Below are 13,968 nucleotides of genomic sequence, written 5' to 3' on the forward strand. Positions count from 1 at the left end.
TACAAATCTGCGGGAGCGGTGAGGTGCGATGGTGTTGAGTGTCGACGCAAGCTCGATAGAGCTGAATAGAAACGAGGTCTGGGCTGGATTCAAGCAACTGCTGCCCATCTCTGTGTTCGTGATGGTCTTTGCCATAGCCTTTGGGCTTGCCGCAGCGCAGACCGGGCTGAGTGAAGGATCAACCGTACTGATGAGCACCCTGGTGTTTGCGGGCGCAGCACAATTTGCCGTACTTGATTTGTGGGGGGAGCACGTTCCGGCCGTGCCTTTGATCGTGACTGTCTTCGCGATTAACGCCCGGCACTTGTTGATGGGGGCGACGCTGTATCCCTGGTTACGCGAGCTGCCACGCACCAAGCGCTATGGTGTGATGACGGTGGTTTCGGACGCCAACTGGGCAATGTCGATGCAGGCCTTCAACAGCGGCAAAGCCGGGATGGGACTTCTTTTTGGGGGAGGCCTTGCGCTTTGGTCGGCTTGGGCCCTCGGCAGTTGGCTGGGGCTGAAGTTTGGCAACGTCATCCAGGATCCAGTGAGCCTGGGACTGGACATGGTCATGGCCTGCTTCCTGTTGGCGATGGTGCTTGGCGGCCAAAAGAGCCCGCGTCTACTGATCATCTGGAGCGTGGCAGCTGCAGCATCGTTATTGGCGTATCGCTATCTGCCTGAAAATAGTCACGTTGTTGCCGGAGCATTGGCCGGCGGTTTCTTGGGCGCCATGTGGCCGGAGAAAAAAGCATGAGCATTGATACTTCGGGCTTCGGCACGCTCTATATCATTCTGATCATGGCTGTGGTCACCCTCGTGACCCGCTGGGGCGGGGTGTTCGTGATGTCGCTCTTACCTATCAACTACAGGGTGCAGCAATTCATCAGTGGTATGTCTGGATCTGTTTTGGTAGCGGTGCTAACGCCCTTGGCGGTCACGGGTGATAACGGCGCGCGCTTGGCGTTGCTGACGACGGCAATCGTAATGATGGCGTTGCGCAAGCCACTCCCAGCGATCGCCGCAGGGATTGTGATTGCTGCGCTGTTCCGCCAAATTGAGATTGTGACGTAGCAGGCTGTCTGCCATTTCCATTGAAAGCTGAGCCACGGGTTGAAATTCGCTAATCACCATGAAGAGACTCGTCTTTTGACAACGCGATTTCGACCCCGCTCAGCCTTCAAGGAGCGTCTGTTTAGGGTCGAAAGAGACCGGTCGCGAACACGTGTCATTGATTGCTCAATAACACAGAGGTAAGGAGATGAAACGAACACTGCTGGGGATGGCAGACGCAGGTGAGCCTCTGTTGAGGCGAGCGCTGGAGGCCATCAGAGCTTATAACGAGGCGATAGCACAACGCCGACCCGAAGCTGATCTCGAGCGCCTTCGCATCGAGGCGGATCACTTGTACCAGACCGTGATCGACTACCAACTGCACAAAGCCGGTGCTCTCGGCGAACCAGTACACTAACCTGGAATGTGCCGTCGTCAGGCCGTTTCCGTAGCAGTCCTGATTCAAGGACTGTCTCTGATGAGATCTCACCTCCCTGTGCCCATACCGCTACCGCAGAAGCTAACCTATTGGGGCTATGGTTCAGCTAATCCCATAGACCCAGAGGACTATCATGATGGTGAAGGATCTCAACAGCGTTCTGCCTCCTGATCATCCAATGTACTCGGACGCTGTAGAAGCTATGAAACGATATCACCAGGCACAAAGCGAAGGCATAACCGGGGCGGAGCTCGAGCGTTTACGGCTGCTGGCAGAACATCAGTTTCAGGCCGTTACTGACTATCAGCTCCGCATTCTTGGAGGCCCAGACAAGCCCAATCATTAGCGATGGTTAAACGCCATAGCGTTTGTTCCCCCCAGATGTGATGCAGTAGCGGCCGCCTCGTGGGCCTATGCAAACACGACCAGAGGAGCAGGGGCACGATGATCCGTATTCAGGTGTTGAGCTTCTAACCGGCTGCGGAGCAGGGCGCTCCCTTTTGGGCTGCGAGGTGACAAAGCAGTTCGAGCCGCTGCAGAGGTTTTTGTAGGAGATCCATCGTTGCGGCTGGCCGTCCAGGCTGATACGCGCCCATTCCTGTTTCTGGTCATAGACCTGAACCTTCTCCCCGCGCTTGAGGCTGGAGATCAATTTCCCTCCCGGTTGAGCGCGCAGATTTAGCTTGTCCGCGTTGACGAAATACTCCGGTGCCGAGGCTTGTGTAGGTTGTGGTGCTGGTGATGAGGTTGCGGCCAAAGTACTAACCGGCGTCTGGCTGGGTGGTGGCTCAGTTTTAGGCGAATCATTCTTGCCAATGGCCCAGACCATAACGAAGAGAACTAGAAGCGGCAGAAACCATGATTGACCATTCTTGCGCCTATCCTTTGCACCTCGAAATGATATCTATCCTTTTAAGAAGTGGCCGGCTGGTGCCTGGCGAGCAATTTTCCACCCTCCATCGCCGATACTATTGAGCTTAGCTGAGTCAGGCTGGTTGGAGCTGCAGCCGCAGCCGCATTAGCGGTCTTAAGCCGTCTTCGAAAGATCACTAAATGAGAGATGGCGGCCGGAGCGCGCCGGTGTGACGGATGGCAGCCCGAAGGGCCGAGACGTCGCAAGACGATGGCTCGGTTCACGACAGCCGGGCCTAGTAGGGCACGCCCTAAACGCTCTACAAGGCTTTCAACATGCGCTCCAGGCTCTGATGCTCCCATGTCGATAACAGGGCAACCGGATCTGTCCGGTCGCCAGGATCGAAATCCCAGCGCTGTCCATCTGGGCTAACGCACCGCTCGCAGTAGTCCAGTTCATCACAGTCGTTGTAGATCGTGATCCGCCATCCCTCTACGTCGACTTCGAAATGGCTAGCGTACACCTGCTCCCAGGACTGGCTGCCAATCTTGATCATTGTCCGGCGACCGAACACCGCCTCTCGCAACACTTGGCAGACGTCTCGCGCCGTCAAAGCGCCTGATGGTGCGTCGTGCCGGTTATGATCAGTCATACGCTGCCTGAGCCTCTCAGTGATCAGCCATCGATAATAACCTGCGTCAAAGGTGCCTCGGAAAACACGCAGGGTAGGGGTGGTTCGTGGATGCAGTGACAGGAAGCGGCTGGAGTACAAATGTGCTCCGTGGCGCTAGTGAAGGCTGACTTACTCCATCTCGTGCGTTCAGCCGGCAGGTTGCGCTGCCTCCACGAAGGACGGTTCCGACAATGTGGCGATCTATCCCCCCTACATGCAGCCTTTGAGTCAACTCCGGTGTCCTTCATGTATCGCCCACGAGATTTGCGCTATGCATCCAACGACACCAGACGGACGCTATTTTGTTGTCAAAGGTCAGCTCTGGCGCTCCACGAACCCTTCACTGACTGAGCAGGAGCGGCAACGCCTTGTGCATGACCTGATGGATGCTCGACGAGATGTCAAAAAGGCCAACCGCGCTGACGATTCGAGCATGCTCAAATCTGCGCGTGCGCGAGTGAATGCTGCCAAAGTGGGTCTGGGCGAGCGGGGGCCCGTTTGGTGGGATGACGGCAGCCCGGACTACAATCGCTGTCGGGTAGACCTTTCCCCATACGCTGATTGGTACAACGCTTTGGATGCCACAAAGGGTGAGTAATGTACGTCGAAAAAACCTTCACACCTCAAGAGCTATTTGAAATGGTGTGGGAGCGACCTGTTCTCATCATCGCAAAGGAAATAGGTGTCTCAGATGTGGGCTTGTCGAAGGCCTGCCGCAAAGCGGGGATCACGTTGCCTACCCGGGGTCACTGGGCCAAGCCAGCCCCAAAACGCCCGCGTCGTCCAAAGCCCCCAGCCTCCACCACACCTATCACGTTTCATGTTCTAAATGTCGAGAAGGCTGCCAGGCTGAAGCCAGAGAATGTGGTCAAAGACCCTAAGATGTTGAGCGTGCCAATGGAGTTATCTGACCCCCATCCGTTGGTAAAAAAATGGCTTGGTGCAGCGAGGAAGGCCAAAGAGCTCAACAGTGCACTGGTATTCGACAAAACAAAGGTATTGAACTCGCATATCTCCCGGAATGAGGTGTATCGCTGCGCGCTTCTCTACGACAGCTTGATCAAAGCTTGTGAGTCGTCGGGGTACACCTGGGGTATTGGTAGTAACGGTAGCTTCGTGCAAGTCGACGGGGAGGAGCTACTGATCACGATCCAAGAGCGGATAAAACGCTTCGATATTCCACCGCCCCCTCCGAAACCTTTCAAGCCTGGGCAGCAATGGAGGCCTGACGTTACCGCGATGAGAGCGGCTCGCTTTGGGTGGCAGCCCACTGGCGTATTTTCCCTCATCGTCGATGCACGATCTGAGGTTCTCATTCAAAAAACTTGGACTGACAGCAAGACAGGAAAGCTTGAGTCGAAGCTTGGTCAGATACTCACGGGTTTCGTTCGTATTGCCGCTTCTGTGAAAGTCCAACGATTATCCGATGAGGCTAGTCGCCGCCGATGGGCCGAAGAGGAGCGGGTGCGCAAAGAGGGAATTGACCAGCAGCGTCGCTTGGACACGCTGCGCCAGAATTTGATGAAAAATATAGAAAGCTGGGAGCGCGCTCAGCGGCTGCGAGCGTTCATCCAGGCCACGGTTCAAGGCTCGCCTCCGGACGAGGCAACTCAAATGGCGTTGGCAATGTGGGTTAGCTGGGCTACACAACAAGTCGAGATGCTTGATCCATTAAAAGTAGATATTCTGAAAGTTATTGACCTATCCGTGGACTTGCCGAGCTCAGAATACGGCTACTGGAGCAGCAGTAAGCAAGACGATAACTGGTGGCCCTGATTTTCATTTGGGTTTGAACTTAACCTGCGTTAGGATTCTTTTAAGACCAACTACACATTACGGAGTGATGCACATGTCGCGATTGGCCGAATTTCGTCAGCTTGAGCAAAAATTGGCAGCCCAGCTGGCTGAGCTGGAAGCTATGAAGGGCAGCAGCGAGCTTCAGAAAGAAATCGAGTTTGAGACCAAGCTGCGCGATTTGCTGGCCAAGTACGGCTTCAGCTTGCGTGACATCATCAACCTCCTGGATCCGCAATCTGGTCGCCGTGCTGCGCCTGCAGCAGCTGAAAAGTCCCCGCGTCGTGCACGCCAGGTTAAGGAGTATAAAAACCCGCACAACGGCGAAATCATCGAGACCAAAGGCGGCAATCACAAGCTGTTGAAAGAGTGGAAGCAGCAGTACGGCGCTGATGTAGTTGAAGGCTGGCTCGCCCAGTAACACGCCTCACCGGTAGCTTGCTAAAGCCCTTTGATGGGGCTTTTTCTATGGTGGTGCTATCAGGTGTTGGCAGGTGCGCCTGCTGACCCACTTTGCGGTGCATCAGCACCCGTAGCGTGTGCATAAGACTCTGTTTTGTAGAGGGGCTGCCGGCTGTCTGAATTTGGGCAGCCACTCTCCTGCATGGTTGAAACGTCATCTCCCCGCGCTATGGTCGATGCACTAAAAGACTAAAGTCGTTGGAGAGCATGCGTATACGCGGTGAGGTTTTTTGGGCTTGGGCCGATCCTGTGCTTCATCACCGGAGCCATGACGAGGAGCTGGATGTCGGCACCTCGATTGATGTCCAGGTGAGACTTTCCAGAACTGGCCAGACACAGATGTTCATCGGCGTGTATGCGGGCTGTGGCATGGCTCTTCACGAAGAGGCATTCGACTCTCGGCCAAGTGAGTCGATGACTCGGGCTTTGGTCTGGGGAGTGGGGCGTGCAAGACGACTCGCGACCGGTCAGCGACCTACAGTAAAGCAAGTGACCTAGACGTCAGAATCAGCACTCTGGTGGTCGCTGTGCACAGGTGGCAGCGATCACGCATTCTTGGGGCGTCCTGCGATGAGGGTAATTGCGGGCAAAAGAAAGCCTGGGCCAAAAAACAGTGAAAGGAAAATACTGAGCAGGTGATCTTCCAGCATTGGGCGTTTCGAACATGCTGCAAATGCTGCTGGTAAAAGAAAAGCGGCTACTGAAAACCAGAGCCGCTGCACTGCTGAGCAGTAAGCTGGGCTAGCCCAGCGAGAGAGAGGGGGGATTGACGCCCCGTCCTAGGCGATGACTACTATCTGCAGCAGAAATCTCCTTGCGATTAAAAGCTATCCGCCTTCTGAAGCTTCGCCAGCTTCCCCAAAATTCGTGCTTTTGCGCTATCCAATGCTGCAGGATTTGTTTTGGCCGATAGCTTTTCCCGAGATTTGTTGCCTAGGAAATAGCTGATTCGCTCTGCGTTGGCGCCAGATGGGTGAGGTAGTCCATCTAGAATCTGTTCAGCTTTCAACAGACCTGTGGCCTGCAAATGTTGGAACACCTCCGACACCTTCGGCCCGAGCGGGATGTACATGCATTTCGGGCCCAATACGCTGATTTCTTCCGCCAAATGGGTTTCAACCTGGCGACGTAAGCTGGAGCGACTGAGGATGGCTGGGCTACCGCTGTAGTTCTGACCGTCAATGAAAACTGGATAGCGCAACGCCGAGGTGTAGTGAACCAGGTGACGGTGCGTGTCGAAGAGTCGAGCGCAGCTGTCGATGCCAAGCAGCATGTGAACACCTACGTGATCAAGCATGTTGACCAGGTTGTTTCGCATAGGCCCAGCAAAGCTGGCGGTTGCCTTGGCAACTTCCTTGGCCTGCTCGATGGAGGCGCCTTGGCGAAGTTGTTTGCACGCCTCATCCAGGGCTCGGCTGGCTTGTTGTAGCCCTGGGGTGATGCCGCATATCACGATACGGGCGCCGGTATTGATGTAGTCGAAGGGTGCATAGAATGTTTGCAGGTTGCCCTCAGATGTTAGCAACAGCTCTGCCGGCAGGCTGTTGGTAAAGTCGTAGGCAGTGGCGGAGAGCAGCGTGCTGAATTGTTCGAGGCCCATGATCGTGTCCTATGGTGATTGGCAGTCGGGTTAGTCAGCGCGGGTGGCGATGAAGCCCCGGCGTCCTTTCAGCCAGCGCAACGCCTCGTTCGAGTCGACCACCGTCTGATTCTGTTCTTTACGTGTATGAAGCTGGTCAGCTGCGGTGGGTTGAGCCGCATTGCGTACTGCTCGCTCGGTCATTTGCCCCAACACTGCAATTTCCTTGAGGGTCAGATGTCCGCTTTGATCTTCCCCCGACAAGAACATGGGTAGCGCCTCGTCATCTTGAAATGCCGGGTGGGTATCGAGGTCTAGGCGTGCACGAATCAGAGCGTGGAACAGAATTTTTTCGAGCCCCCTGGGTAAAGTCATTTGACGGTCGCGGATGCTTGGCCTGAAGACTTCGATGTCGGGTCTGGCAGACAGCACAAGCGTGGCCAAACGTCCCCAGCTGTCGTTCATTCGTGCTTGCTCTGCACCATTCGTGGCGAGTTTCAGCCGACCATTGATTGCGTAGTCATAGCAGTCTCTAGCTGCCACCTGAACAGGGATCTCACCTTGGTAAATCTGATCGAGAGTCGCCAAATGGGCGGGGTCGATTTCGCCATGAAATTTAATCAGTGAGGCACCCAGCGAACCCCAATAGACGTCGTGGGCTTCCTGGAGAATCTCGTCCAGGTCGATCTTCTCCTCGGGTGAAACGAAGTTTTTCTCGAACTGGTTACGCCAATAGGTGCTCATCGTGTCCGCCTGTTCAGAAGGTGTAGGCAGAGATTAGCGACCAAATATTACATCGTCAATGATTTATTTGTGATGGCTTCTATGATTTTTCAGTTGCTGTGGCCAGGATGTGGCGTTCTCATCTTGGTGGCGATGCGGAGCCCGGCAGGAGGACATATCTGCGCGCCTTTGCCGGCGTTATCCGATGGCTCGATGCCCTATCCCTGGAGTGGAAGCGTGAGGCTCTGAAAGGTGTCCATGTAGGACAGGCTGGGGCTGCCCATTGAGGTGGGCAATAGTTCGGGGGAGGGGGCTAGACGGGTCAATTTGCGGGCAAAAGAAAGCCCGCTGCTAGGCGGGCAAGGTCTATCACACGTAGGGATAGCTGGAGTCTCGGGCATCGCATGTGAAAAGCGCGTGACGATAAGGTCAGCAAAATGCTGGCGTTCGTAGTTGAGGTTTTCAACGACCGAGAGCCCAGCTCCTTCCGTCCGTATGCCTGCTGAGCGAGAACCCCTGACAATTCGGGATCTGGTTCGCTACCTCGTAGTGACGCCAGTCCAGCATTGCATCACCGTCGATCTCCTGCGGCTTTTTCTCGAGGAGCCAGCGCACGGTGTTGAGGTACTGGGCATGCGAAAACACCATGATCTCATTGGCCGAGTGTTCTGTGATTAGGTCAAGAAAATGCAGAGCCCTGGCCACGAGATCATGGAAGGACTCCGCTCCCTCACTGTCAGAAAAAGCAGGGTCTGATCTCTGCCAATAGGCATCGACCCAGCCCCGTCGCCGTGCGAGCGTCGTATCCACACAACGTGCCGGCGCCAGGTAGGTAAATTCGTGAACCGGCCAAGTCTCGAAAGCTGCATTTGGATAGATAGTCGTGGTGGCCAGCGCAGTCGCTTGGGCGCGCAAGAATGGTGAGGCAAGAATGAGGTCTGGGGCGCTGGTGATCAACTGAGCGACCATACGGGCTTGCTCCAGGCCTTTTGTCGTCAAAGGTATGCTCGCGTGATCCCTGGTAGGCTCGCCAGCATTGGCGGCGCTCTCGCCTTGGCGTATCAGCCTGACGTTCTTCATCGACTATCCTTCCCTGGCTCACGTTGCTTGGATTGCGCCATGCTGGCATGGTATCGAGTGGGATAGCCATGGCGAAAGGGAGAGATCGTGAAAAGAGATCTGAGCAAGGTACTCATGCCCGACCACCCGATGTATACCGAGGCCGTGGAAGCGCTGAAGGTTTACCATAAGGCCCAGGTTGATGGAGTCGTGGGGATTGAGCTGGAGCGCCTGCGGTTGATGGCCGAGCATCGTTTTCAGGCGGTCACCGACTACCAGTTGCATGCCCTTGGCGGGCCGGTTGAGAAAGGTCATTAGCAGGAGAAAGCCCGGTGACGCGGGCACCTGAGCTTTCTCCTGATATCCTCAAGCAGCCCTAGCTAAAAATTCCTTTAGCCAGTCATTCAAAGCATTCACATCGGCCTCGAACTCATCGAGCTCCAATGCGTTGCTAGGCAGCTCATCCGATTGCGAGTGCTCAAAGACCGAGTACCTGGTCATCAGGTCATCGATGAATACACAATCCGCATTGGTGACCTTGGCAACCTTATGAAGCTTGTTCTGGGTATTGATCGCACGCCGGAACCGACCAATGACATCTGCAAGCAAGATGAACTCGACGGTACGCTCGACGATGATCCTAAAGTCGCTACAAGCGCTTTTGGCATGGATTTCATAGGCGTCCACGTCGGCTTCCGCCTGAAGTTTTTTCAACCGTATGATCGTATGGTCGATGAGCCCACGAACTGCTTTCTCTGGTTTCAAGTCTCTAGCACTCTGAGCCGCCACGATACCCGCGAACTTGTCCATTCGCCTAAGCGAGGTGATCGTCGGCTTTACGCTGGGCATTTCAGGCATCTTGCTCCATTTATCAGTCACCGCTTCTACCAAGGCCACGAGAGATAGCCGGTGCGTGAAGATAATGACCTGCCTGGAAGCGGCAAGCGTGACTAAGCGCTCGACAACCTTTTCCTCGAAGTCTTGATCGAGGGAGGAAATCGGGTCATCAAAGATAAATGGAGCTAGTTGGTTCGAGCCTGTGGTATCTGCCAGGAACGCGGCGAGCGATGCGATCCGGATTTCACCCTCGCTCAAGATGAATTCTGGCCCATGAGTGCCATGAGCGCCCACCAGGTTCAGGCCGAAGGTGATTTTACCTTTACCGCCTGATTTGCTTTGTGGCGCGACGGGGATGCGCTTGCCACCCAGTAGCCTCAGCTCGTCGATGAACCGAGCTTGGTAACCTGCATCTAGTTCGGTTTTACCGAGCTCGGTCTTTTTGATCGTGAGCTGAGACGTTGAAGCCGAACGACTGGATTTTTCCAGCTCAGCAACTGATGTCAGCCTTGCTTTCTCTGCGAGGATTGATGCTTTGTTTTGCGCGAGCCATTGCTTCATTTGAAGCTGCAGAACACGGTGCTGCATTTTTTGTCGGTGTTCATCCTTCTGGAGGGCTGACAGATTCTGTTCTTCCTCATTCAGCGCCTCGGATTTCGTCTTGATGGCAGCATTGATTTGAGTCCAGTCAAATTCTTGAACGTCAGCTATCTGCTGACCCAGGCCGATGTGCTCCGAGCGAGCTTTAAGTTGGCCATATGAGGCAATAGCTTCATCTTCCTCGAAGCCGAGCGTCGACAGCTGCACGACCCAACCCGCTTGGGCAGGCAAGACAGGAAGCCGGGCTTTCCGTTCGTTGAAGCCAGTCTCCGCTGTTTTGGCTGCTGTCTCGAGTCCATGCGTAACGAACCCTTCAAATTCGGTCATTCGCGTCTTCGCAGCTGCGTCGAGCTGCTGATGGCAGAGCACACAACGTGAGTCAGCCGATGTATTCGGAAACGCCTCATGTGGATAGGCCATGGTGGTGGAGTAGGCACGTGCCTGCTCCCACATCTGCTGCCATGTCGTGCTACCGACCCCATCCAGCTCAGCCTTTCCAAATACTGCAGTGGCAGCTTCCTCACTGGTTTTTCGCGCCTGGACAGCGTTTGTTTTCAACTGTGACAGCTCAAGGGCTGCCTCTTCGGAAAGGCCATCCAGTAGAGAATTCATCGTTTTTTCGATGCTTGAGAGCGCCGTTTTTTCTTTTCCAATGGCTAGCAGGCGACCAGCAATATCCTTCTCAGCGAGCAAGCCTTCGCTCTCGATTCGCTCGCGGTCGAGTGCCTCTGGGTAGAGGCATTCTTTATCAATGCTTGCAGCTGATGTCGTGCTCTTTAGGCCGGTGAGCCACTTGGCTTCGGCTGTTCCCTTCAGCGTTTCAGGGATCGCGGGAAGAGCTTTTTTAAGCGATTCCTTTTCTGCATCCAATTTCATACGAACGGCATCTGCCGTGGCGATCAGCGCCGAGACGAATTTCATTCGGCTGGGTTCGTAGCATGCCTCTGTCTGGCCCATGTATAGCTGGGCTGACTTGGTATCGAATACTTGGGCGTGGCGCAGGGCTACATGGGGCCCGCTCGGAACGTCCCAGTGGACAAGATCTTCTTTGCCATCGACCGAAATTTTGAACTGGGCACGACATTCGGTGGGAGTAGGGTCGAAAACGTTGCTGCGGATTTCGTCCTTGGAGCGTGATCCACAGATCTGTTTTAACAGCCGGGCATAGCCGCTTTTGCCCGTTCCGTTCTGCCCGTAAATCACAGTGAGATTGCTGCTGCCCATAGGAAGCTTTGCGCCGGCCTTGATGGCGTTCAGTCCGTGCACTTCCAGAATTTCATCGATTCGCAACATAGGCTTGTTGGCTGCTTCAGAGAGAGTGCCAGGAACAACCGTGAGGAAGCCTGGATCAGTTACTCCCTTCGCCTCGAGCTTGCAGAGCCGTACCAGTTCGTCGGTCTCTGCGTCGTTCGGACGCCGTTTGGAGTCGATCATTAAGCGGGCTGCTGTTTGCAGCCACTTAGGCCGAGCGCTCAGCCAGATTTCAAAATCGTCAGCCGCAACCGGCCCAGCTTCAATCGTAGACATAGCTCCTCCCCAATAGCCTAAAATCACTAAGCGTAGGCGGGGTGTGGCATATTGCTATTGATTGGCCAGCAAGCTGATTGCAAAAGATTTCCAAACTGTCCCAAACTGAGGCCGACCTTCTCACCAGTCAGGGGACGTTCTTTAACTGAACATACTGGTGATGATTCTGGCGTCCAGCAGGGCGTGGTGAGGCAGTTCCTCCCCATCATTCTTCGCGGTCAGGGTCGTGGCATCAGTAGGGAAGTTTCTGACGTTATTGGGCCATTTCCCATCTTTATAAGCGAGCTCGCAGAACAGCTCCCAGTCGTATGCAGGTGCGTCAGTGACAACCTCGAGCTCTTCGTCGTAGGTTGCCAGGAACCGCAGGAGCGCCGCTCTGGCCTCGAGAATCGGCATGGCGTACTCACCACCCCACAACTGCGGCAGTACGATCTCCTTCACGAACTCACTGCAGTCTTCTTCTCGCCACGCGTCGATCACTTCCACGTAGAATTCCCGGCGATCCTGGCCAACCAGAGCCAGGGAGATCAGCTTTGCCTGCGCGGTGAGCTGAGTGAACTCACAATCGAGAAAGAGCCTCATCTGTTGGAACCTCTGCAATGACTAGGGCCCGCCTGAGATTGTCCCAGGAAGGCTGCCTGTGGGAAATCGCCTTGGCGTATTTCGGCCCCGAAAAGCTGTTGGAAACGATTGTAGATCTGTGGGGCGGTGCGAGCGCTCCCACAAGGCCGACCGTCGAGCACCTCTCGACCGACACGCTACCCGCAGATATCGTGAATATACTGAAAATTGCCCAGGCACGAGTCGGGGCCCTCGTTCCTGATCGCCAGCCTGTACCTGGTGTTGTCACCTTGTACGCCCGGCACGCCAATGACCTCGCCGATGGGATCCTAGCAAGACTGCCGAGAGGCGAGCTCACCCGAACCTTGCGGGGATCGCAGTTAGAAGTCGAACTTGGCCTGTGACGCCTACCTGTGGCGGGGAGAAGTGATGTGACGTTTGATCATCGACTGCGGAGCCTGGAGATCGCGAGGCGCAGAGCGTTGTGGGCACTTGCCGACTTCCAGCCTGGAGACGCTCGCGCTGTAATGGCGCTGGCTGAGCTCGACGAGGTTGACCAAGCCCTGCAACACGTCGCGGCTGGTGATCAGCTCTCGGCCCAGGAGCTCGTTGATGTCGTCATCACCAAGCTCCACAACGGCGTCCAGCTGATCGCTGAGGACAGCATCCCTGAGCCGTGGCTGCAGCGCTTCCAAGCGGCAAGTGTTGGCTCTACCCGCCTGGCAGAGGGGCCCTATCTGCGCGATTTTGAGAAGTTCGTGGCCGTGTGGCAGCAGGAGCTTGAGCACCTGAAAGTCCATCGGGCCCACAGATCCAGCACGAGGTCGCAGTGAAAAGAACGATCGTGGGTATGACAGAAGCCGGCGAGCCGCTCTTACAGCAGGCTCTCCAAGCCATCCGGGCCCATCAGCAGGCGGTGGATGAAGGGAGGCCTGCCGAGGAGATCGAAAGGCTCCGTCACGAGGCTGATCATCTGTATCAAACCGTCATCGACTACCAGTTGTACAAGGCTGGCACGCTTGGGCAGTCAGTCCATTAGTGGATCGCAGTGGTCTTTGCGTTTGTTGGCAAATTTGCAAGCGGAGCGCGCCGGCCCGAAGGGCCAGAGGCGAGAGGATGGAAGCCCGTAGGGCCAAAACCGGGCGCAGCCAGCGTTTGGTGCACGACAGCTGTCCCCGGAGGGGCGAGCCAGCAAATTTGCGGATTCAAGAGATCCCTGGAGCCCTCCTCACGCCTGACTTACAGCGAAGAAGTCTCCCAGTTTTTCAGATTTCTTTGCGGATTTTTCCGCGCACCGTGCGCATGTCACGGCGCTTCAGGCGGCACAAGCCTGCAGGCCGGCTTAACGTTCTTAGTGATCACGAACGAGTGCCCCTGCTGCAGGAGCTTCATGATCCTTCGGAAACGCCGCCTCGCCTGCGTTACGCTGATCACCGACATCTCGACCTCCTCTTGGATGATGTGCTAACTCCAGACTCCAGAATGCCTACAAAGGTAACTGATGAACTCAAGAAGAGCGAGTATTACGAGCTTTAGGTAATAGTAAGTTTAAGGAATAAGGTTAAAAAGAGCTTTGTATATTCTGTTCAGCCTGCTACCGGTGCCGTCATAAAAGCGTCGAGCCTGCGATACCCTCACAACCTAACATCTGGGCCAACGCGGCGGTAACTTCCGCAGTGGCTTTTATTGTAGCTTGGGTTGCGTTCTTCTTTGGCCTGGGCTCGATTGTCGATGGTTATCATTAGAGCTCTGTGAATGGGTTTGCAGAATATGCTGGTGATGTAACGCGATGTGCATTTTCTCTTGCGTGCTTAATTCCGGCA

19 protein-coding genes are annotated in these 13,968 nt (G+C 55.2%); 11 read left to right on the plus strand and 8 right to left on the minus strand.

The genetic code is table 11. The features are described from left to right. Positions 1-28: 28 nt before the first annotated feature. From E8E68_RS22450 to E8E68_RS22465, 4 genes are all read left to right on the plus strand, one after another. Positions 29-742, plus strand: coding sequence for an AzlC family ABC transporter permease (locus E8E68_RS22450; protein ID WP_280344888.1), 714 nt, complete (start codon positions 29-31; stop codon positions 740-742). Further along, positions 739-1,059, plus strand: a complete 321-nt coding sequence (locus tag E8E68_RS22455) for an AzlD domain-containing protein (RefSeq protein WP_280344890.1) — start codon at positions 739-741, stop codon at positions 1,057-1,059. The genes E8E68_RS22450 and E8E68_RS22455 overlap by 4 nt, the downstream gene beginning before the upstream one ends. A 187-nt stretch (positions 1,060-1,246) precedes the next feature. Beyond that, positions 1,247-1,456, plus strand: coding sequence for a hypothetical protein (locus E8E68_RS22460; protein ID WP_280344893.1), 210 nt, complete (start codon positions 1,247-1,249; stop codon positions 1,454-1,456). A gap of 157 nt (positions 1,457-1,613) precedes the next feature. Further along, on the plus strand, positions 1,614-1,823 hold the full coding sequence (locus tag E8E68_RS22465) for a hypothetical protein (protein ID WP_280345153.1): 210 nt from the start codon (positions 1,614-1,616) through the stop codon (positions 1,821-1,823). A gap of 6 nt (positions 1,824-1,829) precedes the next feature. Here E8E68_RS22465 and E8E68_RS22470 read toward each other — a convergent pair whose 3' ends face one another. Together E8E68_RS22470 and E8E68_RS22475 are read right to left on the minus strand one after the other, a co-directional pair. Continuing rightward, entirely contained in the window at positions 1,830-2,306 is a 477-nt protein-coding gene (locus E8E68_RS22470) for an SH3 domain-containing protein (protein ID WP_280344896.1), read from the minus strand. 343 nt (positions 2,307-2,649) lie between these two features. Continuing rightward, entirely contained in the window at positions 2,650-2,982 is a 333-nt protein-coding gene (locus E8E68_RS22475) for a hypothetical protein (RefSeq protein WP_280344899.1), read from the minus strand. Between the two features lie 292 nt (positions 2,983-3,274). Here E8E68_RS22475 and E8E68_RS22480 point away from each other — a divergent pair, with 292 nt between their 5' ends. The 4 genes from E8E68_RS22480 to E8E68_RS22495 all read left to right on the plus strand — a co-directional run bounded on the left by E8E68_RS22480 (position 3,275) and on the right by E8E68_RS22495 (position 5,757). Further along, a complete protein-coding gene (locus E8E68_RS22480; RefSeq protein WP_280344901.1) occupies positions 3,275-3,601 on the plus strand; it encodes a hypothetical protein in 327 nt (108 codons plus the stop codon). After that, on the plus strand, positions 3,601-4,779 hold the full coding sequence (locus E8E68_RS22485) for a hypothetical protein (RefSeq protein ID WP_280344904.1): 1,179 nt from the start codon (positions 3,601-3,603) through the stop codon (positions 4,777-4,779). Before E8E68_RS22480 ends, E8E68_RS22485 begins: the two co-directional genes overlap by 1 nt. A 73-nt stretch (positions 4,780-4,852) precedes the next feature. After that, positions 4,853-5,218 (plus strand): histone-like nucleoid-structuring protein, MvaT/MvaU family, encoded by a 366-nt coding sequence (locus tag E8E68_RS22490; protein WP_280344906.1) that lies wholly within the window; start codon positions 4,853-4,855, stop codon positions 5,216-5,218. Between the two features lie 248 nt (positions 5,219-5,466). Beyond that, positions 5,467-5,757: a hypothetical protein gene (locus E8E68_RS22495; protein ID WP_280344909.1), complete on the plus strand. Its 291-nt coding sequence runs from the start codon at positions 5,467-5,469 to the stop codon at positions 5,755-5,757. A gap of 322 nt (positions 5,758-6,079) precedes the next feature. Here the strand turns inward: E8E68_RS22495 and E8E68_RS22500 are convergent, their stop codons facing one another. From E8E68_RS22500 to E8E68_RS22510, 3 genes are all read right to left on the minus strand, one after another. Continuing rightward, complete coding sequence (locus tag E8E68_RS22500) at positions 6,080-6,859, minus strand: hypothetical protein (RefSeq protein ID WP_280344912.1); 780 nt, start codon at positions 6,857-6,859, stop codon at positions 6,080-6,082. A 30-nt stretch (positions 6,860-6,889) separates the two neighbouring features. Then, entirely contained in the window at positions 6,890-7,582 is a 693-nt protein-coding gene (locus tag E8E68_RS22505) for a hypothetical protein (RefSeq protein WP_280344914.1), read from the minus strand. 441 nt (positions 7,583-8,023) lie between these two features. Continuing rightward, positions 8,024-8,641 carry a histidine phosphatase family protein gene (locus E8E68_RS22510; protein ID WP_280344916.1) on the minus strand — a complete coding sequence of 206 codons (618 nt, stop codon included), beginning with the start codon at positions 8,639-8,641 and terminating at the stop codon, positions 8,024-8,026. Between the two features lie 87 nt (positions 8,642-8,728). Between E8E68_RS22510 and E8E68_RS22515 the strand changes: the two genes are divergently transcribed. Next, positions 8,729-8,938 (plus strand): hypothetical protein, encoded by a 210-nt coding sequence (locus E8E68_RS22515; RefSeq protein ID WP_280344919.1) that lies wholly within the window; start codon positions 8,729-8,731, stop codon positions 8,936-8,938. A 48-nt stretch (positions 8,939-8,986) separates the two neighbouring features. Here E8E68_RS22515 and E8E68_RS22520 read toward each other — a convergent pair whose 3' ends face one another. Next, positions 8,987-11,584 carry a hypothetical protein gene (locus E8E68_RS22520; RefSeq protein WP_280344922.1) on the minus strand — a complete coding sequence of 866 codons (2,598 nt, stop codon included), beginning with the start codon at positions 11,582-11,584 and terminating at the stop codon, positions 8,987-8,989. A 141-nt stretch (positions 11,585-11,725) separates the two neighbouring features. Further along, positions 11,726-12,166 carry a 3'-5' exoribonuclease gene (locus E8E68_RS22525; protein WP_280344925.1) on the minus strand — a complete coding sequence of 147 codons (441 nt, stop codon included), beginning with the start codon at positions 12,164-12,166 and terminating at the stop codon, positions 11,726-11,728. A 506-nt stretch (positions 12,167-12,672) separates the two neighbouring features. Here E8E68_RS22525 and E8E68_RS22530 point away from each other — a divergent pair. Both E8E68_RS22530 and E8E68_RS22535 read left to right on the plus strand, forming a co-directional pair. Then, on the plus strand, positions 12,673-12,978 hold the full coding sequence (locus tag E8E68_RS22530) for a hypothetical protein (RefSeq protein WP_280344928.1): 306 nt from the start codon (positions 12,673-12,675) through the stop codon (positions 12,976-12,978). After that, on the plus strand, positions 12,975-13,184 hold the full coding sequence (locus E8E68_RS22535) for a hypothetical protein (RefSeq protein ID WP_280344931.1): 210 nt from the start codon (positions 12,975-12,977) through the stop codon (positions 13,182-13,184). The genes E8E68_RS22530 and E8E68_RS22535 overlap by 4 nt, the downstream gene beginning before the upstream one ends. 266 nt (positions 13,185-13,450) lie before the next feature. Here the strand turns inward: E8E68_RS22535 and E8E68_RS22540 are convergent, their stop codons facing one another. Beyond that, positions 13,451-13,585, minus strand: coding sequence for a type II toxin-antitoxin system Phd/YefM family antitoxin (locus E8E68_RS22540; protein ID WP_280344934.1), 135 nt, complete (start codon positions 13,583-13,585; stop codon positions 13,451-13,453). Positions 13,586-13,968 lie beyond the last annotated feature (383 nt).

It is taken from the genome of Pseudomonas sp. BN607 (genome assembly GCF_029871175.1).
Lineage (GTDB): Bacteria > Pseudomonadota > Gammaproteobacteria > Pseudomonadales > Pseudomonadaceae > Aquipseudomonas.